We start from the raw sequence: 25,687 nt of genomic DNA on the forward strand, positions 1-25,687 counted from the left end.
CTAGCTCTTCCGAATTGCGGGTGCCCGCTTCCCGGTCAGCAACTCGTGCACCGCCGATGCGGCGGCCGTGTTTGCGGCCGCGACAGCCACGGTGTCGTTGCCTACCAGCCGCATCCAAACGCCGGCATCACCGGGTAAGGTGCTCACCCCGAAGATCAGGTCACCGCCGCTCTCGGTGAGCGCCCGGTGCAGGGTATCTGCGAGCTGGGCCGCCGGAACCAGGGGCGTGAAGACGTAGAGCATGGCGAGCACGTCGTGGTTGGCAAGCACGCCCAGCCCGCCGACGCCGGAGACCGCTCCGTCGGCTCCCGGGCTGAGCCGAACCCGGTCCAGGGCAACCAGCCCGCCGTCCGGCCGCCGCACCTCGAGGTCGGAGGCGTACACATCGTAGGCGTGCCGCTCCCCGCGGGCGAGCCTGCCCGCATACATGGTGTCGCCGAGCACCAAGGTTGCCGACTCGTCGATCACCACCGATGTCTGCTGGTAATAGCGCGAAGCGGCGAAGGGCACCACTGGCTCGGGCAGGTACTCGACATGGGCGCCTTCTCCGACCGTGATGTTCATCAGCGCGGAGGCATAGTCATGGTCCATGCGGTAGACCCTGGTCTGGGTCTGAGTGGTGATGTGCGCCGAAGTGCCGGGGCCGAAGCTCAGATCGGTGCGCAGCCGGTCTCCCTGCAGAATGCCGCCGCCCGAGGACATGAGGTAGGTGTAGGCCATGTCGGGGCGCAGCGGGTTGAAATAGAGCGGATGCATGATCTGCAACGGTGACTTCTGGTAGTGCTGCACCAGCTCGGTGCGGCCCCGGTTGCAGGCGAACCCAAGCTGCAGGATGCCGACTTTGCCCGGGCTGCCGACCGGCAGATTCCTCCACTCTTCCTCTGTGTGCCGCCGAATTTCGGCTGGCACCCGGACGGGCTCATAGAACGCCGGCTCGAGTCGGTAGCCGCCCGCGTTTGGTTCCCTCCGTCCGGCGTCGCGGGAAACCGGAGGACGGGGGAGAGGGCTCTCGCTCGCGAGACCGTCGGCACCCGTCACGGTGTTCCCGCCGGGTGCCGGCGCACTTCGCTGTTCCGTCGCTTTGAGGATCATCCGATGAGCTCGGTTCTGGCACCGTTCCACTGCGACATGATTTGCTGGTGGAGTTCATCGACGCCGAACCCGGTGAGTGAATTGGTCAGCACCACGGGCCGATTCTCGCGGACCCGGTGGGCGTCGGACTCCATCACGTTGAGGTCGGTGCGGACGTACTGCGCGATGTCGATCTTGTTGATCACCAGGATGTCGCTGTCGGTGATGCCGGGACCGCGCTTGCGCGGCATCTTCTCGCCCTCAGCGGTGTCCAGCACGAACACAAACACATCGGCAAGCGCGGGGGAGAAGGTAAGCGTCAAGTTGTCGCCGCCCGACTCGTAAATGAGCGTGTCGATGTCGGGAAACCGTTCCAGCATCTCCGCGCCGACGGCGAGGTTCATGGTCGGATCGTCGCGCACGGCCGTATGCGGACAGGATCCGGTCTCGACGCCCATCACCCGCTCGGGGTCGAGGATGCCGGCCAGCTCCCTGCGCACGTGGTGGGCATCCTCCTGGGTATAGATGTCATTGGTGATGACGCCGGGGGTGCGCCCGGCCTCGATCAACAGCGGCACCAGCGCTTCCGTCAGCGCCGTCTTGCCGCTGCCCACGGGCCCTCCGATGCCAATCCTCAACACGTTCTCACTCATGAAGTCCTCGTTTCCGGTGGATCTGCTGTTTTCGTGCGGGCGCCCATCGGCGCCGTTTCGTTCGTGTCCGGACTGTGTCCTAACTGGCGAACAAGCGTGCCTCGGCTCTCTCATGCTGTGCTGACATGACGTCCGCCATGGGCGCAAAGCCGCCAAGATCGGCGAGATTGCGCTCCAGGGCGGCCTCCGTCACCTGCTCCATGACAGGGGATGTCTGAAGCAGGATGGCCTGCGCCTGCCGGTGGTCTGTCAGCCGCAGGCGAAGGGCGGCCCCTACGAAGCTCGCCGAGAAAGCGAACAGGTCCGATGCAACGGCCTGCCGGGTCGCGACTCCGTTGGCTGCGTACACCACCGCCGCCGCGACTGGCTGGCAGCCGGGCGTGCTACGCAGCCGCACACGCTCGCCATACGCGGCGAGGAGTCCCTGGTCGATCAATTCGGCCCCCAGATCAATCAGCTGGTGGCCGCTGCGTACGGAGGCGGTGCGCATTTCGGCGTTCAGTTTCGAGGCGAACAGCCGCTGGTCGACTTCCTGCACGAGGTCGATGTCGCCGTTGTCCGCTGCGCGGTGCGCTGCAGCAAGTGCCGTTGCGTCCCCGGGGCCGACGGAGTGCAGCAGCAGCTCGGCCAGCAGCTGCTGCACTCCGTCAGCAGACACGAGCCGCGCCTGCCTGTAGCCCTCGAGCCCGTGCGACATCGTGTAGAAGCCGCTGGGAAACGCCGAGTCAGCGAACTGCAGGCTGGTCAGCAATTGGCCTACATCCGACATGCCGTGTCCCTACGCGAGAAAGAACAGCTGGGTCATCGGCAGGGACTGGGCCGGCGGGATGGTGGCCAGCGTGCCGTTGTACGTCACGTCGTATGTCTCCGGGTCCACCTCGATCACAGGCGTCGCGTTGTTGCGGACCATGTGCTCCTTGCCGATGCCGCGGCAGCGTTGCACCGGCAGCACCTGGCTCTCCAGCCCGAGCCGCTCCGGCACGCCCTTGTCGATGGCCGCCTTCGACATGAAGGTCACCCGTGTGCTCTGCAGCGCCTTGCCCTGCGCACCGAACATGGGCCGGTAAAACACGGGCTGCGGGGTGGGCAGCGAGGCATTCGGATCACCCATCAGCGCCCAGTTGATTAGGCCGCCCTTGACGATCAGCCGGGGCTTGGCGCCGAAGGACTGGATCGGCCAAAGCACGATGTCGGCGATCTTGCCGGCCTCCAGCGAGCCGATATAGTCGGACACTCCCTGGGTGATGGCCGGGTTGATCGTGATCTTGGCGAGGAAGCGCAGCACCCGGAAATTATCGTTGTCGCCGCTGTCCTCCGGCAGCGCGCCGCGCTGGTCCTTGCAGTGGTGGGCGATCTGGAAGGTGCGCATAAACGATTCGCCGATGCGACCCATTGCCTGGGAGTCGGACGAGACCATCGAAATGATCCCTTCATCGTGGAAAACCGTCTCCGCGGAGATCGTCTCGGCCCGCACCCGGGAATCCGCGAAGGCGACGTCTTCGGGGACGTCGTGGGAGAGGTGGTGGCAGACCATCACCATGTCGAGCAGCTCATCCACCGAATTGACGGTGTAGGGCAGCGTCGGGTTCGTCGAGGACGGGAGCACGTTCGGGTGGCCGGCCACCTTGATGATGTCCGGGGCGTGGCCGCCGCCGGCACCCTCGGTGTGGAAGGTGTGGATGGTGCGGCCGTCGATGGCGTCAAGGGTGTCCTCCACATAACCGGCCTCGTTGAGGCTGTCTGTATGCACCGAGATCTGCACGTCGTAGTCATCGGCCACGGAGAGTGCGTTGCTGAGCGCGGCCGGCGTCGTGCCGTAGTCCTCGTGTACCTTGAGTCCGCATGCGCCGGCCTCGACCTGTTCGATCAGGGCATCGGGCAGCGAGCCGTTCCCCTTGCCGAGGAAGCCCATGTTGACCGGCATCCCTTCGGCCGATTCCAGCAGCCGGGCGAGATTCCAGACGCCGGGAGTCGTGGTGACGCCGTTGGTGCCGTCGGTGGGTCCCGTGCCGCCGCCGAAGAGGGTCGTGATGCCGTTGGAGAGGGCGGCCAGCGCCTGTTCCGGCGAAATATAGTGCACGTGTGAGTCGATGCCGCCGGGGGTGGCGATGAAGTGCTCGCCGGCCAGCAGCTCGGTCCCGGGGCCAACCACCAGGCGCGGATCGACTCCGCTCTGGGTGTGCGGGTTGCCGGACTTGCCGATACCGGCGATCTTGCCGTCACGCACACCGATGTCGCCCTTAATGACACCAAGCACCGGGTCCAGGATGATTGCGTTGGTGATCACCAGGTCAAGTACGCCTTCCGCGGAAGTTGCCTGGGGATCGGCCGCCATGCCGTCACGCGCGGTCTTGCCGCCGCCGTAGACCACCTCGTCACCGTAATGGCCCTCGTTGTAATCCTTCTCGATCTCGATCACCAGATTGGAATCGGCCAGGTGGACCCGGTCGCCGGTGGTCGGACCAAAGAGATCGGTATACTGCTTGCGCGAGATTTTCGCCATCACTTCTTCCCCTCTTCTGGGCGGCCCGTTTGTGCTGCAGGGCCCGCGTTGTTTGCACTGGGTTTGGAGCTCGGTTTTCCGTCCTGGAATCCGAGCTCCTTCATCCGCGCCATGGCCCGGATCTTCGTTGCCGCAGAGTCGAGCCCGCCGTCGACGAGGTTGTTGAAGCCAATGACCCGCCGGTTTCCGGCGTACGCGGTGAGGGTCACCTCGCGGGTGTCACCTGCTTCGAAGCGGATTCCGGTACCTGCCGGCACATCGAGGTGCATTCCGTAGGCCAGTTCGCGTTCGAACAAAAGCGCCTTGTTGGTTTCGAAGAAGTGGAAATGAGAGCCGACCTGCACCGCCCGGTCGCCGGTGTTGCTCACCAGCAGGGTGACGCTCGGCCTGCCGGCGTTGATCTCGATGTCTTCTTGCTTGTGGTGGTAGGTGGGGCTGCCCAGCATGGTTTTTCCTTCCCTTGCGGCGCAGCATCGCTGCACGTGGTGTGTTTAGATGCGATTCCGGTCAGCTCGTACCGATCGGGGTGGGGTGGTGATGCGCGTGGCCGTCGGCCGCCCCGTGGTTGTGGGAATGGCCGTTGTCCGCGTCAAAGGCGTGTGAGTGGGCGTAACCGTGACCGTGATCAGCCTGCAGCCCGGCGTCAACACCGGTGGAGCCGTGGCCGAGGTTGTGCAGTGCATCGCGAACACGCTCGCCGATAACGCGAAGCACCGCCTGCTCGCTCAGCAGTGCACCGTAGAAACGGGCCTCGGTGAAGCCTCCCTCGCCAAAGGGCACCGCTTCACCGTGCACGGTGGGCACCCGCCGAAATCCTGCGGGAACAACCACCGTTTCCGTGCTGCCGAGAAGACCCAGCCGCCGTACGGCCTCCAGGAGTGCCTCCGCGTCGGTGACAGCGGCAACCTCCACCAGGTTGCCGGCCCCGTGCGTGCGTACCAGATGCGCGATGCGGTAGAGCTCCGCATCATCGAAGGGGTTGGCGGCGTCCGCGACGATCAGCACTGCCGCATCCGGGGCCAGCCTGCGCACCTCCACGGCGGCGGCCCGGAGCCACGCCGTGAGATGGTCGGGGGTGCCGAATTCGTCCGCCAGGGCCAGCGGGGCTGGGGCGGCACCGTGCGGGACTGCCCCTGCTTCAAGCCAGCGGAGCGTCTTCGCCGTGTCCGCAACGAGGGTCGGGTTGCGGCCGAAGGTCATCGGCAGCACGACTACGGGCGCCGTGTCCGCCCTGTCGGCAGTGTCCTCGCGCAGCCGCGTGAGGACATTGTGCAGAGGTCGGCCGGCGGGGGTAATGAGGGCGTCCGGAAAGGAAGCCGAGACGAATGAAAGATCCGTCCCGTTGCCGCTCTCATGTCCTCCGACCAGCACCACCGTTGCATCCGGCTCGGTGGGCCAGGTCAAGTCACACCCCGATGGGATCGTGACAGGAGACGAGCTTGCTGCCGTCGACGAAGGTCGCCTCGATCTGCAGGAGGGGCAACCGCTCACGGACGCCGTCCATGCACTGGCTTTCAGAGACGATGGTCTTACCGAGTTCCATCACCTCTGCGACGGTCCGGCCGTCGCGGGCACCCTCCAGGATCGCCTCGCAGATGAGGGCGGTGGCCTCGCTGACATTGAGCTTGGTGCCCCGCTCACGCCGCTTACGGGCCAAATCCGCCACTTGGTATACGTAGAGCTTGTCTATTTCCTTGGGAGTGAGGTTCATACCTTCACCTTCAGACGCAGTTGCGATCGAATCTGGCCCGCTTGCCCGGCGCACCGGCCTGGCTCGCTTACAGAAAACCGTACGCGCACGTACCAGCCACGACCACCCGTTCCAGTCCATCTACGCCCGTATCCGGGAAAAGGGGACCCGCACGTCCAGCAGCGCAGAGGGCCCCTGTTCCGTCCGGAACAGGGGCCCTCTGCGCTGCTGGTAGCCGGCTCCTAGGACTCCAGCGTGGCGTCCATGGTGATCTCGATGCCGGCCAGGGCCTGCGAGACCGGGCAGCCGGTCTTCGCCGACTCGGCAATGTCGTCAAACTGCTCTGCCGTCAGTCCGGGTACCACGGCGGTGACCACAAGGTGGCTGCCGGTGATGCCCGTACCCGGAACGAAGGTCACGTCAGCGGATGTGGAGATCCGCTCCGCCGTCTTGCCTGCCTCGGCAAGCGCGTTGCTGAAGGCCATGGAGAAGCAGGCCGAGTGGGCCGCGGCAATAAGTTCCTCAGGGCTGGTCTTGCCGTTGGCCTCTTCGGCGCGGGCCTTCCACGTGACGTCGTAGGTGCCGAGTCCGGAGGAATCGAGGGTGACATCTCCCTTGCCGTTGAAGAGGTCGCCGTTCCAAACGGTATGGGCTGAACGGACTGTAGCCATGGGGGTCTCCTTAAACAGTGATGGGACGGGGCCGGCAACAAGCCGGCGCACCATCCCATCCTATTTCCGCTGTTGTGCGGACTACCACATAGTGGCTACGGCAATGTTGATGACCGCGAGGATGCCCACGCCGTTTGCGAGTCCGGAGGAGACCGGCTCGTCCTTCTTGTAGCGGCGCTGTCCGATGAAGGCCAGCACGGCAATCACCAGGGTGATCAGCAGCTTGATGCCCACCTTCAGGTGGTTGACATCGCCGTCGCCCATCTCATTCAGCGCCACCAATGCCAGGCCGGTGACCAGCTGCAGCAGTGCTGCGTGGAACTGGCCGGGCAGCACGGTCGGATTCTTGATCCGGGCAAACCAGATGCCGACAATGATGGCTGCACCGAGGATGTGCAGGAAAACAAGGAAGCTGTGAAGGAAGTCCATACGGCCAGTTTACCGACTGGAAGTCGGGAACCCAGGGGAAAGCACGGGAGGCGGGTAACTTTTCTACAACATGTAGAGAAGTGCCGACGGGACGGTTCCCCGGAGAAACGGCGCAGGGCGCCCTCCCGGTAACGGGAGAGCGCCCTGCCAAAGCGGAACCGGAACTAGAGTCCCAGGTCTGCCTCGAAGTTGCCTTCTTCCAGGCGTGCCTTCAGCGTCTGCAGGAAGCGGCCTGCATCGGCGCCGTCCACCAGGCGGTGGTCGTACGTCAGGGAGAGGTACATCATCGAACGGATGGCAATGTTGTCATTGCCCTCGGCGTCGGTGACGACCATGGGACGCTTGACGATCGCACCGGTGCCCAGGATGCCGACCTGCGGCTGGTTGATGATCGGCGTGTCGAAGAGGGCTCCGACGCTGCCGATGTTCGTGATGGTGAACGTGCCGCCGGAGAGCTCGTCGGGGCCGATCTTGTTGTTGCGCGTACGGCTGCCGACGTCGGCAATCTTCTTCGCGAGACCGGTGATGTTCAGGTCACCGGCGTCGTTGATGACCGGAACCAGCAGGCCCTTCTCGGTGTCCACGGCAATCGCGAGGTGCTCGGCGTCGTGGTACGTGATTTCCTGCGTCTCGTTGTTGTACGAGGCGTTGAGGACCGGGTGCTGCTTCAGGCCCTCGACAACTGCCTTGGCAATGAACGGCAGGAAGGTGAGCTTCGCGCCGTTCTGCTGCTGGAAGTTGCCCTTGGCCTTCTGGCGCAGGGCTGCAATGCGGGTCATGTCGACCTCGTGCACCTGGGTCAGCTGTGCCGACTCCTCCAGGGACTCGCGCATGCGGCGCGCGATGGTCTGGCGGATGCGCGGTGCCTTGACCGTGGTGCCGCGGAGCTTCGCGCTGGCTTCGCTGATCTGCGCCGGTGCTGCCTTTTCGGAGGCGGCGGAGGTGGCAGGAGCGGAAGCGGAAGCGGCAGGCTGCTGCGAGGCGGCCTTCTTGGCCTCAGCGGCTTCAAGCACATCCTGCTTGCGGATGCGTCCGGCAACGCCGGAACCCTTGATGCTGGAAAGGTCGACGCCGTGTTCGTTGGCCAGCTTGCGGACCAGCGGGGTCACGTAGGTGCCGCCGTCGTTGGAACCGCTGGAAGCTTCCTGCTCGGGAGCTTCAGCCTTCGGGGCTTCCTGCTTGGGAGCTTCAGCCTTCGGGGCTTCCTGCTTGGGGGCCTCCGCCTTGGGTTCTTCCTTCTTTTCCGGCTCGACGGCCGGCGCCTCGCGCTCGTCCTTGGAAGCGGCCGCTACGGGCTCGGCTCCCTTGGGCTCGGCCTTGGCGGGGGCAGCAGCACCGGATCCGATGACGGCCAGTACGGAACCAACCTCAGCCGTGTCGTCTTCGTTGACCCGGATTTCCAGCAGCTTGCCGGCTACCGGGGAGGGGATCTCGGTGTCGACCTTGTCGGTGGAAACCTCGAGCAGCGGCTCGTCCATTTCGACGTCGTCGCCAACTGCCTTGAGCCAGCGGGTGACGGTGCCTTCGGTAACGGACTCGCCGAGGGCCGGGAGGGTGACCTCGGTGCCTTCGCCGGAGCCGCTCTCCGCGGGGGCTTCTTCAGCGGCAGGAGCCGCCTCTTCGGCCGGTGCTTCCTGGTTGGCGGCGCTGCCGCCGTCGTCCAGCTGTTCGCCGGAGCCGGAGCCGTCGCCGATGCGCACAAGTGCTGCGCCGACCTCGGCGGTTTCGTCTTCGGCTACGAGGATTTCCTCGATGACGCCGGCAACGGGGGAGGGGATTTCGGTGTCGACCTTGTCGGTGGATACCTCGAGCAGGGGCTCGTCGACCTCGACGCGGTCGCCCACGTTCTTCAGCCAGCGGGTGACGGTGCCTTCGGTGACGCTTTCCCCGAGGGCTGGTAAGTTCACGGTTTCAGACATATTGTCCCCGTTTCTCCTTGTTAGATCTTTTGTGACCAGCCGTGCCGCTGGTGCTGGTGATGAGTTCCCCCGGGCCGCAGCCGCAGACCGGATGCGGCCCGGGGGAGTGAATCTTAGGTATTAACCGTGAAGGGGTTTGCCGGCCAGGGCCATAGCGGCTTCGCCCAGCGCCTCGTTCTGCGTCGGGTGCGCGTGGATCAGGCTGGCAATATCCTCAGGGTACGCCTCCCAGTTGACGATCAGCTGGGCTTCACCGATCTGCTCGCCGATACGGCCGCCGATCATGTGGACGCCCACGATGGGGCCGTCCTTCTCGCGGACCATCTTGATGAGGCCGGAGGAACCGAGGATGGAGGTCTTGCCGTTGCCGGCCAGGTTGTATTCCTGGACCTCGACGTTCTCGGCGCCCAGCTTGTCCTTGGCCTTGGCTTCGGTCAGGCCGACGGAGGCGATTTCCGGCTCGCAGTAGGTGACCTTGGGGATGTTGACATCGTCAACCACAACGGGCTTCAGGCCGGCGATTTCCTCGGCAACGAAAATGCCCTGCTGGAAGCCGCGGTGGGCCAGCTGCAGGCCGGGAACAATGTCGCCCACGGCGTAGATGTTGCCGACGCCGGTGTGCAGGCGGTCGTTGGTGATGACGAAGCCGCGGTCCATGGTCAGTCCGGCTTCTTCGTAGCCCAGGTCGGCGGTGACGGGGCCGCGGCCCACGGCAACGAGCAGCAGGTCGGCTTCGAAGGTCTTGCCGTCGGCCAGCGTGACGACGACGCCGTCGTCGTTCTGCTGGACGTTGTCGAAGAAGATGCCGGTGCTGAACTTGATGCCGCGCTTCTTGTACGCGCGTTCAAGCTGCTTGATGATGGCTGCGTCCTCGTTGGGAACAAGGGAGGGCAGGCCCTCGACGATGGTGACGTCCACGCCGAAGGAGTTCCAGACAGAGGCGAATTCGACGCCGATGACGCCGCCGCCGAGGATGACCGCGCTCTTGGGCACGGTGTCCATCTTCAGTGCCTGGTCGGAGGTGATGACCTTGCCGCCGATTTCCAGGCCCGGCAGTGAACGGGAGTAGGAACCGGTGGCCAGGATGATGTTCTTGCCGGTGTAGGTCTCACCGTTGACCTCGATGGTCTTTTCGCTGGTGAGCTTGCCTTCACCCTCGATGACCGTGATGCCCTTGGACTTGATCAGGCCCTGCAGGCCGCGGAACTTGCCCGCAATGATGTTGTCCTTGTAGGAGTTCACTGCGGTCATGTCGATGGAGTCGAAGGTGGCGTTGATGCCGTACTTCGAGGCCGTCTTGGCGTTCTCCGCGATTTCAGCGGAGTGCAGGAGCGCCTTGGTGGGGATGCAGCCGTTGTGAAGGCAGGTCCCGCCCAGCTTCCCCTTTTCAATCAGACCTACGGAGAATCCCAGCTCCACGGAGCGCAGTGCCGCGGCGTAGCCGCCGCTGCCTCCGCCGAGGATCAGGATGTCGAACTCTTGCGCAGCTGCCTTATCGGCCACTTGGACGCTCCCTCGCGTATTCGTTGACGCGCCCATGCGCGCCGATGAGTTATTGGGCGTTTGTGATCAGTCCTCACCCTATCGCCCCCTACCACCGGCATCCACTTGAACACAGGCAGTAGGGGGCGAAGTGTAATGAGAAACACCTGCCACAACCGTCAGTTCCGTTTCACGGAACAGTATTGGATGCTATGAGGCGCGCGCCACGACGTCTTCGGCGTAGGCCACCAGGGTGCGGACGGCGACGCCGGTGCCTTCCTTCGGGGTGTAGCCGTAGGGGGCGCTGTCGTTGAAAGCCGGTCCCGCGATGTCCAGGTGTGCCCACGGGATCTTGGTTCCGTTGACTTCGCCGACGAATTCCCGCAGGAAGGTGGCGGCGGTCATCATGCCGCCGAAACGCTCCCCGTGGTTGGCGATATCCGCCACCTGGGAATCCAGGCTCGCCCGCAGCTCCTCCGGAATCGGCATCGGCCAGAACAGCTCGCCGGCACGGTCCGCAGCTGCCTTGACGGCGTCCCGAACGCCTTCTTCGCCCATGACTGCACAAACGCGTCGGCCCAGGGCAATCATCTGGGCACCGGTCAGCGTAGCGACGTCGATGATCGCGTCGGGGGCTTCCTCGCTGGCAGCCACGAGGCCGTCGGCCATGACCAGCCGGCCCTCGGCGTCCGTGTTCAGGACCTCGACGGTGCGGCCGCCGTAGGTGGTCATGACGTCGGAGGGACGCTGCGCAGTGCCCGAGGGCATGTTCTCGGCAATGCAGAGCCAGGAGGTCACCTTGATGGGAAGCCCCAGTTCGGCGATGGCCAGCAGGGCGTTGAGTACGACGGCGGCCCCGCCCATGTCCGACTTCATCGCCTCCATGCCGGCGGCCGGCTTGAGGGACAGTCCGCCGGAGTCGAAGGTGATGCCCTTGCCGACGAGGGCCAGCTTGACCTTCGAGCGCAGCGGCGCGTATTCGAGCTTGACCAGGCGCGGGGGACGGGCCGATCCCTTGCCTACCCCGAGGATGCCGCCGAAGCCTTCGCGTTCCAGCTTCTTTTCGTCCATCACGGTGACCTTCACGGGCAGCGACTTGGCCAGGTCCTTGGCGGCGGCGGCGAAGCTCTCCGGGTAGAGGTGGCTCGGCGGCTGGTTGACCAGGGTCCGGGTGGCGTTGACCGCGCGGCCGAGGATGCGGGCGCGTTCGAGGGCGGGCTTGAGGCCCTTCTCGTCAGCGGCTGCAGTGATAACGGTGATCTCGGAAACCGGCGCCGGAACCTTGTCCGCGGTGGCGGCACTGCGGTGTTCGGTGAAGCTGTACGCGCCGAACAGGGCACCTTCGGCGACGGCGGCGGCGTCGGCCACGGTGCCGGCCGGCAGTGCGAGGGCGACGGACGCGGTGCCGGCGATCTGGCGGACGGCTGATCCGGCGGCGCGGCGCAGGGCTTCCTCGGTCAGGGCGACGCCGGCCGAAACCTTGCCGAGGCCGGTAAGGACCAGCATGTCGGCGTCGGCCTCGGGCAGGCCGGGCAGGCGGTGGACTTCGTCAACGGCACCGGTGACGCCGAGCAGCGGCAGGGAAGCAGCCAGGGCGGCAGACGCCTTGGGGGAAAGCGGGCTTTCAATCAGGACGGGACCGTCGGGGGTCTGGCCGACGCCGATCACGAGTGCGCTGGCGGCAACCTTCCGCCCGTCCCTGGATACTGCCGACAGGCTGGGTTCACTGGCTTTGTTCACGAAGCTGCTTCCTCACGGTTCTGTGTTGCTCTGCGTTTACCACACCGATCGTAGTCCGAAGAACGTCCGCATGCCGCAACGCTGCTCCTTAGCTGCTGCACAAGGCCGGCAGTAAAGGCAGGTCCCGGTCCCGGAATGAAACGCACGCGTCCGGGCGTTTACCCTTGAGTAAGGGCACAGCAACGGTTTAAAGCAGCCGGATTCACCGGTCTACACCTTCCTGTGCCGAGAGCGCACGTGAGTTCCCGGGAGGGGTAAGACATGCTGGATCCGTTGACCCTGTTTAATCTGAATCCGGAGGTCGCGGAATCCGGGGACCTCTCCGGCTTGAAGCTCCTGGTCGGTTTCACCGGCTTCGCCGAGGCCGGCCACGTGGTCAGCCAGATCCGGGACGAGTTGTTTGATGCCCTGGACCATGACCTGGTGGCTACGTTCGACTCGGACCAGTTGATCGACTACCGCAACCGCCGGCCGCAGATTTCCTTCGTCGAAGACCACCTCAGCGACTACGAGCCGCCGCGGCTTGAGCTGCACCGGATGTACGACGGGCTGGGCGAACCGTTCCTGTTCCTGACCGGCTTCGAACCGGACCTGCAGTGGGAACGTTTCACGGCGGCCGTGGTGCATCTTGTGAAGGCCTTCGACGTGAGCCTGGTCTGCTGGGTCCATTCGATACCGATGCCCGTCCCGCACACCCGCCCGATCGGCGTCACCACGCACGGCAACCGCCCCGACCTGGTCGAAGGGATCAGCTCCTGGACGCCGATCGCCCAGGTCCAGGCCGCCGTCGGACACGTCCTGGAGCTCCGGCTCGTCGAGGCAGGGGTCGACGTCGTCGGCCACGTGGTGCACGTACCGCATTACCTGGCCGAGGCGGAGTTCCCGCCCGCAGCCGTCGCCGGACTCGAGTACCTCGGTGCAGCCGCCTCACTGGTGCTGCCCACGGACCGGCTCCGCGAGGCAGGCCGCGACGTCGAACGCCAGATCACCGAACAGGTCGAGGCGTCTGCGGAAGTTAAGGGCGTGGTGGCAACCCTCGAAAAGCGTTACGACCAGTACACCGAAAGCACCGTGCGGCGCTCCCTGCTGGTCAAGGGCAACGACGAGCTGGCAGACGCCGAGGAAATCGGGGCCGCTGTGGAGGCCTACCTGGCCAGCCCGCAGGCGGAAGAAGAATCCGAGGCACTGTGGCCCGAAAACCAGCATGAAGCCGAGAACGGCGAACCGAGCGAAAACGCGGATCAGGAGAATGCACCAAATGCCACCGAGGGCACGGTTGAGGGCCACGGCAGTGACGACGGGAACGGACGGACCGGCACGGCCTGACGCGGCGCGTCCCCGCTCCTGTCCGGGGCAGGTGTGCCGGTGAACGGAACACGGGCCTGGATTGTCTGGGGCGTAGGCGTCTTTGCCTACATGGTGGCGGTGACCCAGCGGACTTCATTCGGAGTGGCCGGCATCGAAGCCACTGAACGCTTCTCCGCGACGGCGTCCGTCCTGTCCGTCTTTACGGTGGTGCAGCTGCTGGTCTATGCGGGGCTGCAGATACCCGTAGGGGTGCTGGTGGACCGCTTCGGCCCGCGGCTGCTGATCGCCGGGGGAGCGGCGCTGATGCTTGCCGGACAGTTCCAGCTGGCTACCGCCGATTCCGTCGGCGCCGGCATCCTAGGGCGCTCCCTGGTAGGCGCCGGCGACGCGCTCACCTTCATCTCCGTGCTGCGGCTGCTTCCGGCCTGGTTCTCCGGCAGGAAAATCCCCGTCCTGACCCAGTACACCGGCATCGTCGGCCAGCTGGGGCAGATTGCCAGCGCCATTCCTTTCGCCTATGTGCTGCACCGCTTTGGGTGGAGCACGGCGTTCGTCTCCGCGGCCTCCCTGTCCCTGCTGGCCCTGGTCCTGACCCTGGCCTGCGTGCGGAACCGGCCCGACGGCGGTGAGGCCCCCGTCCCGCTGCCGCTGCGGCAGACGGGTACGTCACTGGCGGAGGCGTTCGCCCAGCCGGGGACGCGCCTGGGCATGTGGACCCACTACACCGTGCAGTTCCCCGGCACGGTGTTCGTGATGATGTGGGGCTTCCCGTACCTCGTCAGTGCCGAAGGCGTGTCTTCCGCCGTTGCATCGGGCCTCATGACCTTCTTCGTGGTGGTCGCGATTGTCTGCGGGCCGTGGATGGGGTCCTGGGTGGGCAGGCATCCGCTGCGCCGTTCCACTATGGTGCTGCTGATCGCAGGTGCCATGGCGGCCGGGTGGGCCGCCGTGCTGCTGTATCCCGGCCCGGCGCCGCTGTGGCTGTTGGTCCTCCTCGTGGCGCTGCTTGCCGTCGGCGGGCCCGGATCCATGATCGGGTTCGATTTTGCCCGGACGTACAACCCCAGCGCCCGGCTGGGAACTGCCACAGGGATTGTGAACATCGGCGGCTTTATTGCCTCGCTGGTCAGCATGTACCTGATCGGCGTGGTGCTGGATGTGCTGGACAACAGCGGCTTTTCAGGGGGGAACCTGTACGCCCTGGATTCCTTCCGCATTGCCTTGTCCGTGCAATTTGCCGTGATGGCGGTAGGTGTTGCGGGCATCCTCCGGACCCGGGGACAGATCCGCTCGCGGCTGGCCGATGAAGGATCCCCGCTGCCGCCGCTCCGTGCAGCACTGGCCCGCGAACGGCAGCGCCGCCGCGGGGAACGCGGAGGTCAGGGTCCGCAGTAGCAGTGCGGCGCCCTCCACCCTTGACCCCTGAGTAGCCCCGCCGCCACAATGATCCGCATGACCAGGGCACAGGTGCCTGCCGGCACGGTGGTTAGCGTGAGCGGGATATCCAAGGCTTTCCGGCATGTCGCGGCGCTCGAGGACGTCACCTTTTCGATTGACGCGGGTGAAGCCTTCGGAATTCTCGGTCCCAACGGCGCCGGCAAGACCACCACGGTGGAGTGTGTGGCCGGTACGCTGCGGCCCGACGGCGGACGCGTCACGGTGCTGGGCGTGGATCCCGCAGCGGACCGGGCAACCGTGCGTGAGCGTGTCGGCTATCAGCTCCAGGCCGCCGCCCTGCCGCCCGCCCTGCGCGTCGAGGAGGCGCTGCGGCTGTTCGCCGCTTTCTATCCTGCGCCTGCCGATGTGCCGGAGCTGCTGCGCACCGTAGGGCTGCACGAACACCGCAAACGCCCCTTCGGCAAGCTTTCCGGCGGGCAGCAGCAGCGCCTGTCGATTGCCCTCGCGCTCATCGGCAATCCCGACGTCGTCGTGTTCGACGAGTTGACCACGGGGCTGGACCCGCAGGGCAGGCGCGATGTGCGGCAGCTGATTCAACGGGTGAAGGACGGCGGCATCACGGTTGTCCTCGTCACCCACTACCTTGACGACGTCGAGCGCCTCTGTGACCGCTTGGCGATTATCGACGCCGGCCGGACCCGGTTCGTGGGCACGCCGGCGGAACTGCTCGCCGTTTCCGGCAGGAATGCCGCCGAGCCCGGTGCTCTCGAGGATGCGTACCTGGCCTTCATTGAGCAGACGGCAGCCGAGTGAAGGGAACGGTGGAGCATGCGGGCGCTGGGAGCCCTGACGCGCACTGAAGCGACACTGTATCTGCGCAATCCGGTGAGCATTTTCATGGCATTGGTGCTGCCCTCGGCCATCCTGCTGCTCCAGGGCTTCGTCATTCCAAACACACGGGTCCCGCTGGGAGGCACGGATCCCGTCTATGCGGCCCTGCGTCCCATTGACCTGCTCGTGCCGCTGTCCATAGCGGTGGCACTGGCCAGTGTGGCGGTGACCAATTACCCGTCCGCGATCAGCGGCTACCGGGAGACGGGCGTGCTGCGCCGGCTGGGGGTGACGCCCGTCGGCGCGCACCGCATCCTGTTTGCCCAATGGATCGTCAGCGGCGCAGCGCTCGCCGTTGCGGTGACCGTCACCGTCCTGCTCGCCAGGGTTGTCTTTGACAGCCGGATGCCGAGCAGTCCCGGACTGGTTGTCCTCGTGGTGGTCTTCGGCGTCGCTGCCATGATGGCCGTGGGATCACTCATTGCCGCCGTCGCCGGCACCGCCCAGAACGCCTACGGCATCGGATTCCTGGTGTTTATGGGGTGCATGTTCACTGCCGGATTGTGGACGCCCGGGCCCCTGATGCCGGAAGGCGTCCGGCAGGTCGCGTCTTTCACCCCGCTCGGTGCCATGACCCAGGCACTGACCGCCGCCTGGTACGGAGGGACCGTGACGGTTGCCCCCTTCCTTGTGATGCTTGTCTGGACCGTTTCATGCGCGGCGTTGGCCGCGAAGGTTTTCCGCTGGCAATGACCTCTCCGTGACTGCCGGGCTGCATGCCTGCCGGCCTGTGTCGCACCTGGCCACTCTTCCTCCACCGCTGCCGGAGCGGCGGCTCGCACGGCACCGGATGCACAGGCCCCGGGCCGGCTCTGCAGCGACCGCGGATTCCCGGGGAACCTTGGGCCATGAGCACAGAACCGGCCGACGGCACCCCGCGCAACCCCTACCGCATCAACGCTCCGGCAGACATCCTCAGCCTGATTCCACACACGTTGGGCTTCGAGCCGCGCGAGTCCCTGGTGCTGATGGCATTATGCGGTGGCCGGCTCGGCGCGACGCTGCGGCTGGACCTGCCTCCGGTGCCGGGCAAAGGACCGCGGCAGGGGCCGGGAGCCAAAGCCGGAGCGAATGCCGCCTATGCGGCCACGGCCTGCCGGTTCCTGGCGTCCGACACCGAGGCTGACGGGGTACTGCTGGCGCTGTATACGGACCGGCCCTGGAAGGACCCGGCGCATCCGCCGTACCGGCCGCTGGTCCGCCGCCTCGGGAAGGACCTGGCCGCGGCCGGCATCCCGCTGCAGGATGGCTGGCTGGTCGGTCCGGACACCTGGCGGGACTATTTCTGCACCCGGCCTGACTGCTGCCCATGGCCGGGCGCGCCCAGGTCGCAGATTGCGGACAGCATGCTGAACACGGAACTGGTGTACCGGGGAAGTGCCTTTGCCTCATCGCTGGAAAGGGCGGTGGGGGAGTCTTTCCCGATGCAGTGGCCCAACAGGGGTGAGGTAGCGGACAGCCAGGCACGCTTTGGGGAACAGGTGGGTGCACATTGGTGCGAACGGGACCAGTTCCACCGCACCTTGGAGTTGTGGGGCAAGTGTTTTGCAGGCGGCGGCCTCGACACCGGTGCTGCGCCGTATGCCGAAGACACGGTCGAGCCGTTCCCCGGTTCCCGGAACCGGCTGCACCTCGATCCTGAATGTGCCGGGTTTCTCCTGGCCAGCCTCTGCGACCGCGGTATCCGCGATGCCCTGCTGGTCCTGACTGCTGCGGGCCAAGCCGCCGCTGTTTACGGAGCAGAGGCCAACGGCCTGGTCCGCCGGCAGGTGCATCCTGTTGTCCTTCCCGGTTCCGTAGACCACGGCGTGGCAGCATCCGGCGTCATACCCCTGCTGCCGCGCCCTCGAAGGCAGTCCACGGCCGCCGCGGATTTCCGCAGCATCCTGGTGGGCAGAGGGGGCGCCCCGGATTGGAGCCTGCTGGACCGGGCGTACGCCGTTTTCTCGGACCTCGTGCCCGCGGCGGACGAAGACGCCAAAGCGGCGCTGCTTTCGCTGCTTGCCTGGATGGAGTGGGCCAGGGGGCGCGGCTCTCGTGCCCACGTCCATCTGCAGCATGCGCTCGACGAATGCCCCGGATACCGTCTTGCCTTGCTGCTGCGTGAACTGCTGGGTACGGGAATCCTGCCGGACTGGACCGGCTCCCGGGACGGGTCATGGCCGGGCACGCCGGACGGCTAGCCCGAGACCCGGATGAACCGGTGCTGAAAGAGAACCGGCGGGGAAAAGCCACGCGGCGGAACACGGCCCGCGGAGTGTGCCGACGAGGTGCGCCGGTGCTGTGGCGGGACGGAAAACGTGCGACAATGGGAACCGAGACCCGGTCGGGTTCGTGTATCAAGTGTCCTTTGAACTGCCAGTCCTTGTGGCCAGCGGAACAATACACCGGCACGGCGTGTTCTATTCAGAGCAAGCCAAACCGAACACTTGGATAGAATCACGGACTTGACAGGGTCATAGTGGTGTTGCCCCCAATGGCGGTGCCACAACCCGCCGTATGAAAGGTTTTCTGTGTCGCCGAGAAAGACAACTGCAGTCGAAGAGACTGACACTGCAAATAAGCGCACTGCCGCAACTGAGGCCCCGTCAGCGGTGGCCGACAAGGAGGCTGCTTCCGGCGAAAAGACCGCTGCCAAGACGGCCCGCAAGCCGGCTGCCCGGAAGGCTCCGGCGAAGGCCGGCACCACTGCAGCAGGACGAAAGACCGCTGCGAAGACCGCCAAGGCTGCCAAAGCCGAGGTTGATGAAGAGGTTGACTCTGCCGACGTTGAGCCGGACGCAGACGCCGTTGAAGGTGCAGACACTGCAGCAGCACCCACCGGATCCGGTTTCGTGTACTCGGATGCCGACGATGACGACGCGCCTGCCCAGCAGGTCGTCTCCGCCGGCGCCACGGCCGACCCCGTCAAGGACTACCTGAAGCAGATCGGTAAGGTCGCCCTGCTGAACGCTGAGCAGGAAGTCGACCTCGCACTGCGGATCGAAGCCGGCCTGTACGCCGAAGAGAAGATGGCAGCGGATCCCGACATGGACCCCAAGCTCAAGCGTGAGCTTCAGTGGGTGTCCCATGACGGAAAGCGCGCCAAGAACCACCTGCTCGAAGCCAACCTGCGCCTCGTGGTGTCGCTGGCCAAGCGTTACACCGGCCGCGGCATGCTCTTCCTGGACCTGATCCAGGAAGGCAACCTTGGCCTCATCCGCGCCGTAGAGAAGTTCGACTACACCAAGGGCTTCAAGTTCTCCACGTACGCCACGTGGTGGATCCGCCAGGCCATCACCCGCGCCATGGCAGACCAGGCCCGCACCATCCGCATCCCGGTGCACATGGTGGAAGTCATCAACAAGCTGGCCCGTGTGCAGCGCCAGATGCTTCAGGACCTGGGTCGCGAGCCCGCTCCCGAAGAGCTGGCGCTGGAACTGGACATGACCCCTGAAAAGGTCGTGGAGGTGCAGAAGTACGGCCGTGAGCCGATCTCGCTGCACACCCCGCTGGGTGAAGACGGCGACTCCGAGTTCGGCGACCTCATTGAGGATTCCGAAGCCGTTGTCCCCGCCGATGCGGTCAGCTTCACGCTGCTGCAGGAGCAGCTGCATTCGGTGCTGGACACGCTGTCCGAACGCGAAGCCGGCGTTGTCGCCATGCGTTTCGGCCTCACCGACGGCCAGCCGAAGACCCTGGACGAGATCGGCAAGGTTTACGGCGTGACCCGTGAACGGATCCGCCAGATCGAATCCAAGACCATGTCCAAGCTGCGCCACCCGTCGCGTTCGCAGGTCCTGCGGGACTACCTGGATTAGGCACCTGCCGGTTCGCCGGCAACCCGCTTCACCAACAGCACCCCGGCCCGCGTCTGCGGACGGGGTGCTGTTGTGTGCGGGCCCGGCGGACCCAGGTGCAGTTGGACAAAAAGAAGTCCCCTTCCGACACGGAAGGGGACTTCTTCAAGCTTGGTACGCCGCGTCGACGCGGACATTACTCCGTGGCTTCGCTGGCCATTCAGCCGACTGCGTGTTTACTCTGCAGAGACCGGTGCCTTCTCGTTCAGGCGCGAGGTCTCATCCTGCCATTCCGAGGTGAGCGGACGGAGGTTCGCCTCCACCGCACGGGCGTGGTGCCCGCAGAAAAGCAGTTCCCCACCGGAGGATTCCAGTACGGCACGTACGTATGCCTGTGCGCCGCAACGGTCGCAGCGGTCCAGGCTGTTCAGCTCACGGGTTGCTACTGCTGCTGTCATGAGTTGCCTCCTCAAGGGTGTTGATACTTCATATAACCACCTTTGGCACCCCGTCCCTTGCAGGTTGGCCCGCCTTTCGCTCTACGCGTACCGTTCCGGCGTGGTCGCCGTGGGCAAACTCACGCAACTGAGTCGTTGGGCGGAAGTGTCACCGCCGGGGATTAACCTTGTAGGAGTTCCTGATTGTTCCCGGCTATCCCTACCGGCGAAACAGCCGACACCAAGGAGTTTCAACGCACGTGGCGCCCCCTAGTTCTGATTACACTGCCCGGCACCTGTCCGTCCTGGAAGGATTGGAAGCCGTCCGCAAGCGTCCCGGCATGTACATCGGGTCCACCGACTCCCGCGGACTGATGCACTGTCTCTGGGAAATCATCGACAACTCCGTCGATGAAGCCCTGGCCGGCTTTGGGCAGAGCATCAAGATCATCCTGCACCCGGACGGTTCCGTGGAGATCCACGACGACGGCCGCGGCATCCCGGTGGATATTGAACCGAAAACCGGGCTCTCCGGCGTCGAAGTCGTCTTCACCAAGCTCCACGCCGGCGGCAAGTTCGGCGGCGGGTCCTACGCTGCCTCCGGCGGCCTGCACGGCGTCGGTGCCAGCGTGGTTAACGCCCTCTCCTCCCGACTCGACGTGCAGGTTGACCGGGCGGGCAAGACCTACCAGATGGCCTTCCGCCGCGGCGAGCCCGGGCACTTCGACGACACCGGCAAAAAGCCCGGCCCCGAGGCCAAGTTCTCTCCGTTCCTGGACAGCTCGCGCCTTGAGGTAGTGGGCAAGGCCAAGCGCGGCGTCACGGGCACGCGCATCCGGTACTGGGCGGACCGGCAGATCTTCACGCCGGACGCCAAGTTCTCCTACACCGAACTGCAGGCCCGCGCCCGCCAGACTTCCTTCCTGGTCCCCGGGCTGCGCATCACGCTGCGCGATGAACGGCGCCTGCCCGGAACCCCGGGCGAGAACGGCCCCGTGGAGGAAGTCTTCCACCACGACGGCGGGATCGCCGAGTTCGTCGACTATCTGGCCGCCGACGCCGCCGTCACCGATATCTGGCGCCTGCACGGCTCCGGCAAGTTCAAGGAATCCGTGCCCGTACTCGATGAAAGCGGACATAGCCGGATCACCGAGATTGAACGCGAGGCGGAGGTGGATATCGCCCTGCGCTGGGGGATCGGCTACGAAACAAATATCCGCTCGTTCGTAAACATCATTGCCACGCCCAAGGGCGGAACGCACCAGACCGGCTTCGAGCAGGGCCTGCTGAAGACCTTCCGCAAGGTCATCGAAGCCAACGCCCGCAAACTCAAGGCCGGCAACGACAAGATCGAAAAGGACGACGTTTTCGCCGGGCTCACCGCGGTGCTGACGGTCCGCCTCGCCGAACCGCAGTTCGAGGGCCAGACCAAGGAAATCCTCGGCACCTCCGCCGTCAGGGCCATCGTGAGCAAGGTGGTGGAGAAGGAAATCACCGCCCGGTTGAACTCCACGGCGCGTGCCGACAAGGCGCAGTCTTCGCAGCTGCTGGAAAAGGTGGTGGCGGAGATGAAGTCCCGGATCTCCGCCCGCGTGCACAAGGAGACCCAGCGCCGGAAGAACGCGCTGGAAACCTCCACCATGCCGGCCAAGCTGGCTGACTGCCGGATCGATGACCAGGAACGCTCTGAACTGTTCATCGTGGAAGGCGACAGCGCCCTGGGCACGGCCAAACTTGCCCGGTCCTCGGACTACCAGGCGCTTCTGCCCATCCGCGGCAAAATCCTGAACGTGCAGAAGGCGTCCGTGGCGGACATGCTGTCCAATGCCGAGTGTGCCGCGCTGATCCAGGTGGTGGGGGCCGGCTCCGGCCGCAGCTTCCAGCTCGACGCCGCCCGGTACGGCAAGGTTATTTTCATGACCGATGCAGACGTCGACGGCGCGCACATCCGGACCCTGCTGCTCACGCTGTTCTTCCGCTACATGCGCCCGCTGGTGGATGCAGGACGCGTCTATGCAGCCGTTCCGCCGCTGCACCGCGTGGAGGTCATCAATGCCGGCTCCAAGAGCAATGAGATGGTCTACACCTACAGCGAAAAGGAACTGCACCAGGTCCTTGCCCGTCTGGAAAAGGAAGGCAAGCGCTACAAGGAACCGATCCAGCGCTACAAGGGCCTGGGTGAGATGGATGCAGGCCAGCTGGCCGAAACCACCATGGACCCCCGGCACCGCACCCTGCGGAGGGTCCGGATTTCCGAAGCAGCTGCGGCCGAGCAGGCATTCGAGCTGCTGATGGGCAGCGACGTGGCGCCGCGCAAGGACTTCATCATCGCCGGGGCGGCCATGCTGGACCGGGACCGGATCGACGCCTAGCCCGGACCCGAGACCCGGGGACCAGCCCCCGGTCGGCCCGGGGCCGCACCTCACGGAAGGCGCGGCCCGGGGCCGCACCTCACGGAAGGCGCGGCCCGGGCCTAATCCAGCAGCCCCGGGGCGATCAGCAGGGTGGTCGGTACTGCCAGCAGCAGGGCCGAGAGGCACAGCACGCTCCACTGCTGCCAGCGGGGCAGGGGTGGCTGCGGTGTGAGCAACCGGCTGAGCCTGCCGGCAATACCCAGCGGCTCTGACCCCTCGGGTGCACCCAGAGCGAGCGGGGACGTCCCGCGCAGGCGGCCCTGCGGATCGGCCGGAGGCGTCGGTGCCCCGGGTGCGGCGGGGGACCCGGACCCGACAATTGCCACGGCGCGGACGAGTGTCATCCGGTCCACCTTCCGCAGCGCCTCGTCATCGGCGAGCATCTCGATCAGCTCATTGACCGAGTGCTGGGCCAGCATTGATGTCGGCAGCCAAGGCAGGGCCGCACGCCAGGCCGCGAAGGCCCACAGCAGCAGGTGGTGGTGCTGGGCCAGATGGGCGCGTTCATGGGTGAGCACCGCGGAAAGCTCATCCTCGGAGAGCATGTTCAACAGTCCGTCAGAGAGGACCGTGACGGACCGTGCACCGCCGGGCAGGCAGTAGGCCACCGGGGTTGGATGCTGGATGACCAGGGTGGCAGGCGTGTCAGCGGAAGGGGAACTGAGCAGGTTGAGCATGTCCCGGTGCCGATGCCGGCCGCGGAGGATCCGGTAGTACGTCAGCAGCAGGGTGAATACCAGGTGGGCACTCAGCAACATTGCGGCGCTGAGTGCGAAAACGTGGACCAGTCCGAGGGTGCTGGCCGGAGCGCCCTGCAGAAGGATGCGCCACAAGCCGTGGAGTCCGGCCAGGAGATTGTCCCCGAGCGGCTCCAGGCCCCAGGTAAGCATGGCTCCGATCATGGACAGGCCGCCCGCAAGGGCTATCGCCTGCCACAGAACCATTGCGGTGAAGGGGGAGCGGGCCGGCCAGGCTGCCCGCGAGAGAAGAATCGGAACGGGCCACGCCAGCACGATCGCCAGCGCCGCCAATGCATAGGAGGCCCAGAACACCGCAGGTGCCGGTGCCTAGGCGCCGAGCAGCCTGCGCAGCATTTCGGCCTCGGTGTCGGAGACGGAACCGACGAACCGGGCCAGCACGGCTTCGCGGTCATTGGCGGTACCGAGGGCTTCATGCATGAGTTCGGCCGTGTGTTCGGCCCGGCTGGTCACGGCACGGTAGCGGTGGGGGCGGATGTCGCGTTCACGCTGGACCAGCGATTTCTTTTCCAGCCGTGACAGCACGGTCAGCACGGTGGTGACAGCGAGGCCCTTGCCGTCAGCGGAAGCCTCACGCTGCGCCAGTTTCTCGCGGAGTTCATTGGCGGTGGCTGCTTCGTTTGATTCCCACAGCAGATCCATCATTGCGCGTTCCAACTCACCGAGCGTTGCCATGTGCATCCTTTTTCGATCGAGACCCCGGCGGACCCCTGTATCGGGTCCAGACTTACTAATGTACCCCGTTCCGCCCGTTTGTTCTACATCACGTAGAAATCTTGGCCGACTTGTTCTACGCTGTGTAGAAGTTAGGAATTCTACAACGCGTAGAAGAAACTGCTCAACTGAAGGACTACAAGCGTGGAAGCACTGGATATCGCCCGGTGGCAGTTCGGCATCACGACCGTCTACCACTTCCTCATGGTCCCGCTGACCATTGGGCTGGGGATTGTGGTGGCAGCCATGCAGACAGCCTGGGTGCGCACCGGCAAAGAACAATACCTGCGAATGACGAAGTTCTGGGGAAAGCTGTTCCTCATTAACTTCATCCTGGGCCTGGCCACCGGCCTGGTTCAGGAGTTCCAGTTCGGGATGGCCTGGAGCGAGTACAGCCGCTTCGTCGGCGACGTCTTCGGCGCCCCGCTGGCACTGGAATCACTGTTGGCGTTCTTCACCGAATCAGTGTTCCTGGGATTGTGGATCTTCGGCTGGAAGAGGTTGCCCCCGAAGATCCATCTGGCGTGCCTGTGGATCACCACGCTCGCCTCCATGCTCTCGGCCTACTTCATCCTCGCCGCTAACTCCTGGATGCAGCACCCCGTGGGCGTGGAAATGGTGGACGGCCGCCCGGTCATGAACGACATCTGGGCCGTCCTGACCAACAACACCCTCCTCGTCGCGTTCCCGCACACAATCTTCGGTGCCTTCGCCGTTGCCGGCGGGTTCCTACTCGGCATCGCCTGGTACCACCTCTGGAAGCGGCGCCGCGACGGCATCGACACCGTGGATGACCGGGGCTACGTGGTGGTTGGCGAAAACGCCGCAATCGGCCGCGACAAGACCGACCACGCCGTGTGGCTGCGCTCCCTGCGCATCGGCGCCGTCGTTGCCATGATCTCCTTCGCCGGCGTCGCCGTCAGCGGTGACCTGCAGGGCAAGCTCATGTTTGAGCAGCAGCCCATGAAGATGGCGGCCGCGGAAGCGGCGTGCCATGACGGCACCGGCTTCTCCGTCCTGTCCATCGGTGACCCCGGCGCGGAGAACTGTGAAGACGTGGACACCCTGGTCGAAATCCCGGGCATGCTGTCCTTCCTCGCCAACGGCGACTTCGACACCGAAATCCGGGGGGTAAACACCCTGCTGGAGGAGTACCGCGACGCCTACGGCACGAACCTGCCGGACAACGAAATGTACGGCACCAACTCCGGCATGGAAATCGACTACACGCCGAACTTCGCCGTCACCTACTGGGGCTTCCGCATCATGATCGGCTTCGGCAGTGTTGCCGCCGTCGCCGCCGCCTACGCCCTGTGGGCGGTCCGCAAGGGCACCGTCCCCGAGTCCAAATGGCTGATGCGCCTGGCCGTCTTCGGCATCCTGGCACCGTTCGGCGCCAACTCCGCAGGCTGGATCTTCACCGAAATGGGCCGCCAGCCGTTTGTGGTGGCTCCGAACCCCACCGGTACCGACGGCGTCTTCATGTTCACCGCCGCAGCCGTCTCGCCGGGTGTGAGCATGGCGGAACTGCTGTTCTCCGTCATCACCTTCACCGTCGTGTACCTGGCCCTGCTGATCGTGGAGGTGCGGCTGCTGTTCAAGTTCGTCCGCGGCGGCGTTCCGGCAGCGATGCCTGACCTGCTGCACGGCGACGACGGCGGCACGGGCGGCCTGGACTCCGCCGGCGGCGATCCCGACGGCAGCCCCGGAAAGAAGAAGCATGATGTCCTCGACTTTGCCTACTAAGGCGCCCCGGGGGGAGGCCGTGCACACGGCCGCCCTCCGGGTCCTCCACCCTGCAATCTGCCGGACACCGGCACTTCTGGAGCT

21 protein-coding genes and 2 pseudogenes are annotated in these 25,687 nt (G+C 65.5%); 8 read left to right on the top strand and 15 right to left on the bottom strand.

Annotated features, from left to right (window positions below):
• The 12 genes and pseudogenes from N2K99_RS06560 to N2K99_RS06615 all read right to left on the bottom strand — a co-directional run bounded on the left by N2K99_RS06560 (position 1) and on the right by N2K99_RS06615 (position 12,158).
• Positions 1–909 (bottom strand): urease accessory protein UreD, encoded by a 909-nt coding sequence (locus N2K99_RS06560; RefSeq protein ID WP_227922516.1) that lies wholly within the window; start codon positions 907–909, stop codon positions 1–3.
• A gap of 179 nt (positions 910–1,088) precedes the next feature.
• Complete coding sequence (ureG, locus tag N2K99_RS06565; protein ID WP_231711778.1) at positions 1,089–1,724, bottom strand: urease accessory protein UreG; 636 nt, start codon at positions 1,722–1,724, stop codon at positions 1,089–1,091.
• A gap of 79 nt (positions 1,725–1,803) precedes the next feature.
• Positions 1,804–2,382: an urease accessory protein UreF gene (locus N2K99_RS06570; RefSeq protein WP_227933275.1), complete on the bottom strand. Its 579-nt coding sequence runs from the start codon at positions 2,380–2,382 to the stop codon at positions 1,804–1,806.
• A gap of 120 nt (positions 2,383–2,502) precedes the next feature.
• The gene (ureC, locus tag N2K99_RS06575) at positions 2,503–4,227 is read right to left on the bottom strand and encodes an urease subunit alpha (RefSeq protein WP_227922510.1); all 1,725 of its coding nucleotides are present in this window, start codon (positions 4,225–4,227) and stop codon (positions 2,503–2,505) included.
• A gap of 137 nt (positions 4,228–4,364) precedes the next feature.
• A pseudogene (locus N2K99_RS06580) lies at positions 4,365–4,673 on the bottom strand (urease subunit beta); the annotation flags it as partial.
• 61 nt (positions 4,674–4,734) lie between these two features.
• Positions 4,735–5,631: a hypothetical protein gene (locus N2K99_RS06585; protein ID WP_227933277.1), complete on the bottom strand. Its 897-nt coding sequence runs from the start codon at positions 5,629–5,631 to the stop codon at positions 4,735–4,737.
• 1 nt (position 5,632) lies between these two features.
• Complete coding sequence (locus tag N2K99_RS06590) at positions 5,633–5,938, bottom strand: urease subunit gamma (RefSeq protein ID WP_227922507.1); 306 nt, start codon at positions 5,936–5,938, stop codon at positions 5,633–5,635.
• 221 nt (positions 5,939–6,159) lie between these two features.
• Positions 6,160–6,588, bottom strand: a complete 429-nt coding sequence (locus N2K99_RS06595) for an OsmC family protein (RefSeq protein ID WP_227922506.1) — start codon at positions 6,586–6,588, stop codon at positions 6,160–6,162.
• Positions 6,589–6,669: 81 nt separating this feature from the next.
• Positions 6,670–7,017, bottom strand: coding sequence for a hypothetical protein (locus N2K99_RS06600; RefSeq protein ID WP_227922504.1), 348 nt, complete (start codon positions 7,015–7,017; stop codon positions 6,670–6,672).
• 164 nt (positions 7,018–7,181) lie between these two features.
• Complete coding sequence (sucB, locus tag N2K99_RS06605; RefSeq protein WP_227933278.1) at positions 7,182–8,936, bottom strand: 2-oxoglutarate dehydrogenase, E2 component, dihydrolipoamide succinyltransferase; 1,755 nt, start codon at positions 8,934–8,936, stop codon at positions 7,182–7,184.
• A gap of 120 nt (positions 8,937–9,056) precedes the next feature.
• Positions 9,057–10,439 carry a dihydrolipoyl dehydrogenase gene (gene lpdA, locus N2K99_RS06610; protein WP_227933279.1) on the bottom strand — a complete coding sequence of 461 codons (1,383 nt, stop codon included), beginning with the start codon at positions 10,437–10,439 and terminating at the stop codon, positions 9,057–9,059.
• Positions 10,440–10,628: 189 nt separating this feature from the next.
• The gene (locus N2K99_RS06615; protein WP_227922497.1) at positions 10,629–12,158 is read right to left on the bottom strand and encodes a leucyl aminopeptidase; all 1,530 of its coding nucleotides are present in this window, start codon (positions 12,156–12,158) and stop codon (positions 10,629–10,631) included.
• 261 nt (positions 12,159–12,419) lie between these two features.
• On the opposite strand from N2K99_RS06615, the pseudogene N2K99_RS06620 reads away from it, so the two are divergent.
• From N2K99_RS06620 to N2K99_RS06645, 6 genes and pseudogenes are all read left to right on the top strand, one after another.
• Positions 12,420–13,313 (top strand): annotated as a pseudogene (locus tag N2K99_RS06620) (proteasome assembly chaperone family protein); the annotation flags it as partial.
• A gap of 210 nt (positions 13,314–13,523) precedes the next feature.
• Positions 13,524–14,861 carry a nitrate/nitrite transporter gene (locus N2K99_RS06625; RefSeq protein ID WP_227922495.1) on the top strand — a complete coding sequence of 446 codons (1,338 nt, stop codon included), beginning with the start codon at positions 13,524–13,526 and terminating at the stop codon, positions 14,859–14,861.
• 57 nt (positions 14,862–14,918) lie between these two features.
• Positions 14,919–15,677 carry an ABC transporter ATP-binding protein gene (locus N2K99_RS06630; protein WP_227922494.1) on the top strand — a complete coding sequence of 253 codons (759 nt, stop codon included), beginning with the start codon at positions 14,919–14,921 and terminating at the stop codon, positions 15,675–15,677.
• Between the two features lie 15 nt (positions 15,678–15,692).
• Complete coding sequence (locus tag N2K99_RS06635) at positions 15,693–16,448, top strand: ABC transporter permease (RefSeq protein WP_227922492.1); 756 nt, start codon at positions 15,693–15,695, stop codon at positions 16,446–16,448.
• A 155-nt stretch (positions 16,449–16,603) separates the two neighbouring features.
• Positions 16,604–17,938: a DUF4192 family protein gene (locus N2K99_RS06640; protein ID WP_227922488.1), complete on the top strand. Its 1,335-nt coding sequence runs from the start codon at positions 16,604–16,606 to the stop codon at positions 17,936–17,938.
• A gap of 330 nt (positions 17,939–18,268) precedes the next feature.
• The gene (locus N2K99_RS06645; RefSeq protein ID WP_227922484.1) at positions 18,269–19,555 is read left to right on the top strand and encodes an RNA polymerase sigma factor; all 1,287 of its coding nucleotides are present in this window, start codon (positions 18,269–18,271) and stop codon (positions 19,553–19,555) included.
• Positions 19,556–19,770: 215 nt separating this feature from the next.
• On the opposite strand, the gene N2K99_RS06650 is transcribed toward N2K99_RS06645, so the two are convergent.
• A complete protein-coding gene (locus tag N2K99_RS06650) occupies positions 19,771–19,992 on the bottom strand; it encodes a hypothetical protein (protein WP_146362357.1) in 222 nt (73 codons plus the stop codon).
• Between the two features lie 239 nt (positions 19,993–20,231).
• Between N2K99_RS06650 and N2K99_RS06655 the strand changes: the two genes are divergently transcribed.
• Positions 20,232–22,343, top strand: coding sequence for a type IIA DNA topoisomerase subunit B (locus N2K99_RS06655; protein WP_227922482.1), 2,112 nt, complete (start codon positions 20,232–20,234; stop codon positions 22,341–22,343).
• A gap of 101 nt (positions 22,344–22,444) precedes the next feature.
• Here the strand turns inward: N2K99_RS06655 and N2K99_RS06660 are convergent, their stop codons facing one another.
• Positions 22,445–23,437, bottom strand: coding sequence for a M56 family metallopeptidase (locus N2K99_RS06660; RefSeq protein ID WP_227922481.1), 993 nt, complete (start codon positions 23,435–23,437; stop codon positions 22,445–22,447).
• Positions 23,438–23,452: 15 nt separating this feature from the next.
• On the bottom strand, positions 23,453–23,818 hold the full coding sequence (locus N2K99_RS06665; protein WP_227922479.1) for a BlaI/MecI/CopY family transcriptional regulator: 366 nt from the start codon (positions 23,816–23,818) through the stop codon (positions 23,453–23,455).
• Positions 23,819–24,001: 183 nt separating this feature from the next.
• Between N2K99_RS06665 and N2K99_RS06670 the strand changes: the two genes are divergently transcribed.
• Positions 24,002–25,603, top strand: coding sequence for a cytochrome ubiquinol oxidase subunit I (locus tag N2K99_RS06670; RefSeq protein ID WP_227922478.1), 1,602 nt, complete (start codon positions 24,002–24,004; stop codon positions 25,601–25,603).
• Positions 25,604–25,687 lie beyond the last annotated feature (84 nt).

Origin of the sequence: Arthrobacter sp. zg-Y1110, from assembly GCF_025244865.1 — a bacterium.
Lineage (GTDB): Bacteria > Actinomycetota > Actinomycetes > Actinomycetales > Micrococcaceae > Arthrobacter_B.

Coding starts and splice junctions, on each gene's coding strand:
- N2K99_RS06640 (WP_227922488.1), top strand. CDS start 16,604: ATGAGCACAGAACCGGCCGACGGCACCCCGCGCAACCCCTACCGCATC.
- N2K99_RS06590 (WP_227922507.1), bottom strand. CDS start 5,938: ATGAACCTCACTCCCAAGGAAATAGACAAGCTCTACGTATACCAAGTG.
- N2K99_RS06600 (WP_227922504.1), bottom strand. CDS start 7,017: ATGGACTTCCTTCACAGCTTCCTTGTTTTCCTGCACATCCTCGGTGCA.
- N2K99_RS06595 (WP_227922506.1), bottom strand. CDS start 6,588: ATGGCTACAGTCCGTTCAGCCCATACCGTTTGGAACGGCGACCTCTTC.
- N2K99_RS06635 (WP_227922492.1), top strand. CDS start 15,693: ATGCGGGCGCTGGGAGCCCTGACGCGCACTGAAGCGACACTGTATCTG.
- sucB (WP_227933278.1), bottom strand. CDS start 8,936: ATGTCTGAAACCGTGAACTTACCAGCCCTCGGGGAAAGCGTCACCGAA.
- N2K99_RS06630 (WP_227922494.1), top strand. CDS start 14,919: ATGACCAGGGCACAGGTGCCTGCCGGCACGGTGGTTAGCGTGAGCGGG.
- ureC (WP_227922510.1), bottom strand. CDS start 4,227: ATGGCGAAAATCTCGCGCAAGCAGTATACCGATCTCTTTGGTCCGACC.
- N2K99_RS06665 (WP_227922479.1), bottom strand. CDS start 23,818: ATGGCAACGCTCGGTGAGTTGGAACGCGCAATGATGGATCTGCTGTGG.
- N2K99_RS06650 (WP_146362357.1), bottom strand. CDS start 19,992: ATGACAGCAGCAGTAGCAACCCGTGAGCTGAACAGCCTGGACCGCTGC.
- ureG (WP_231711778.1), bottom strand. CDS start 1,724: ATGAGTGAGAACGTGTTGAGGATTGGCATCGGAGGGCCCGTGGGCAGC.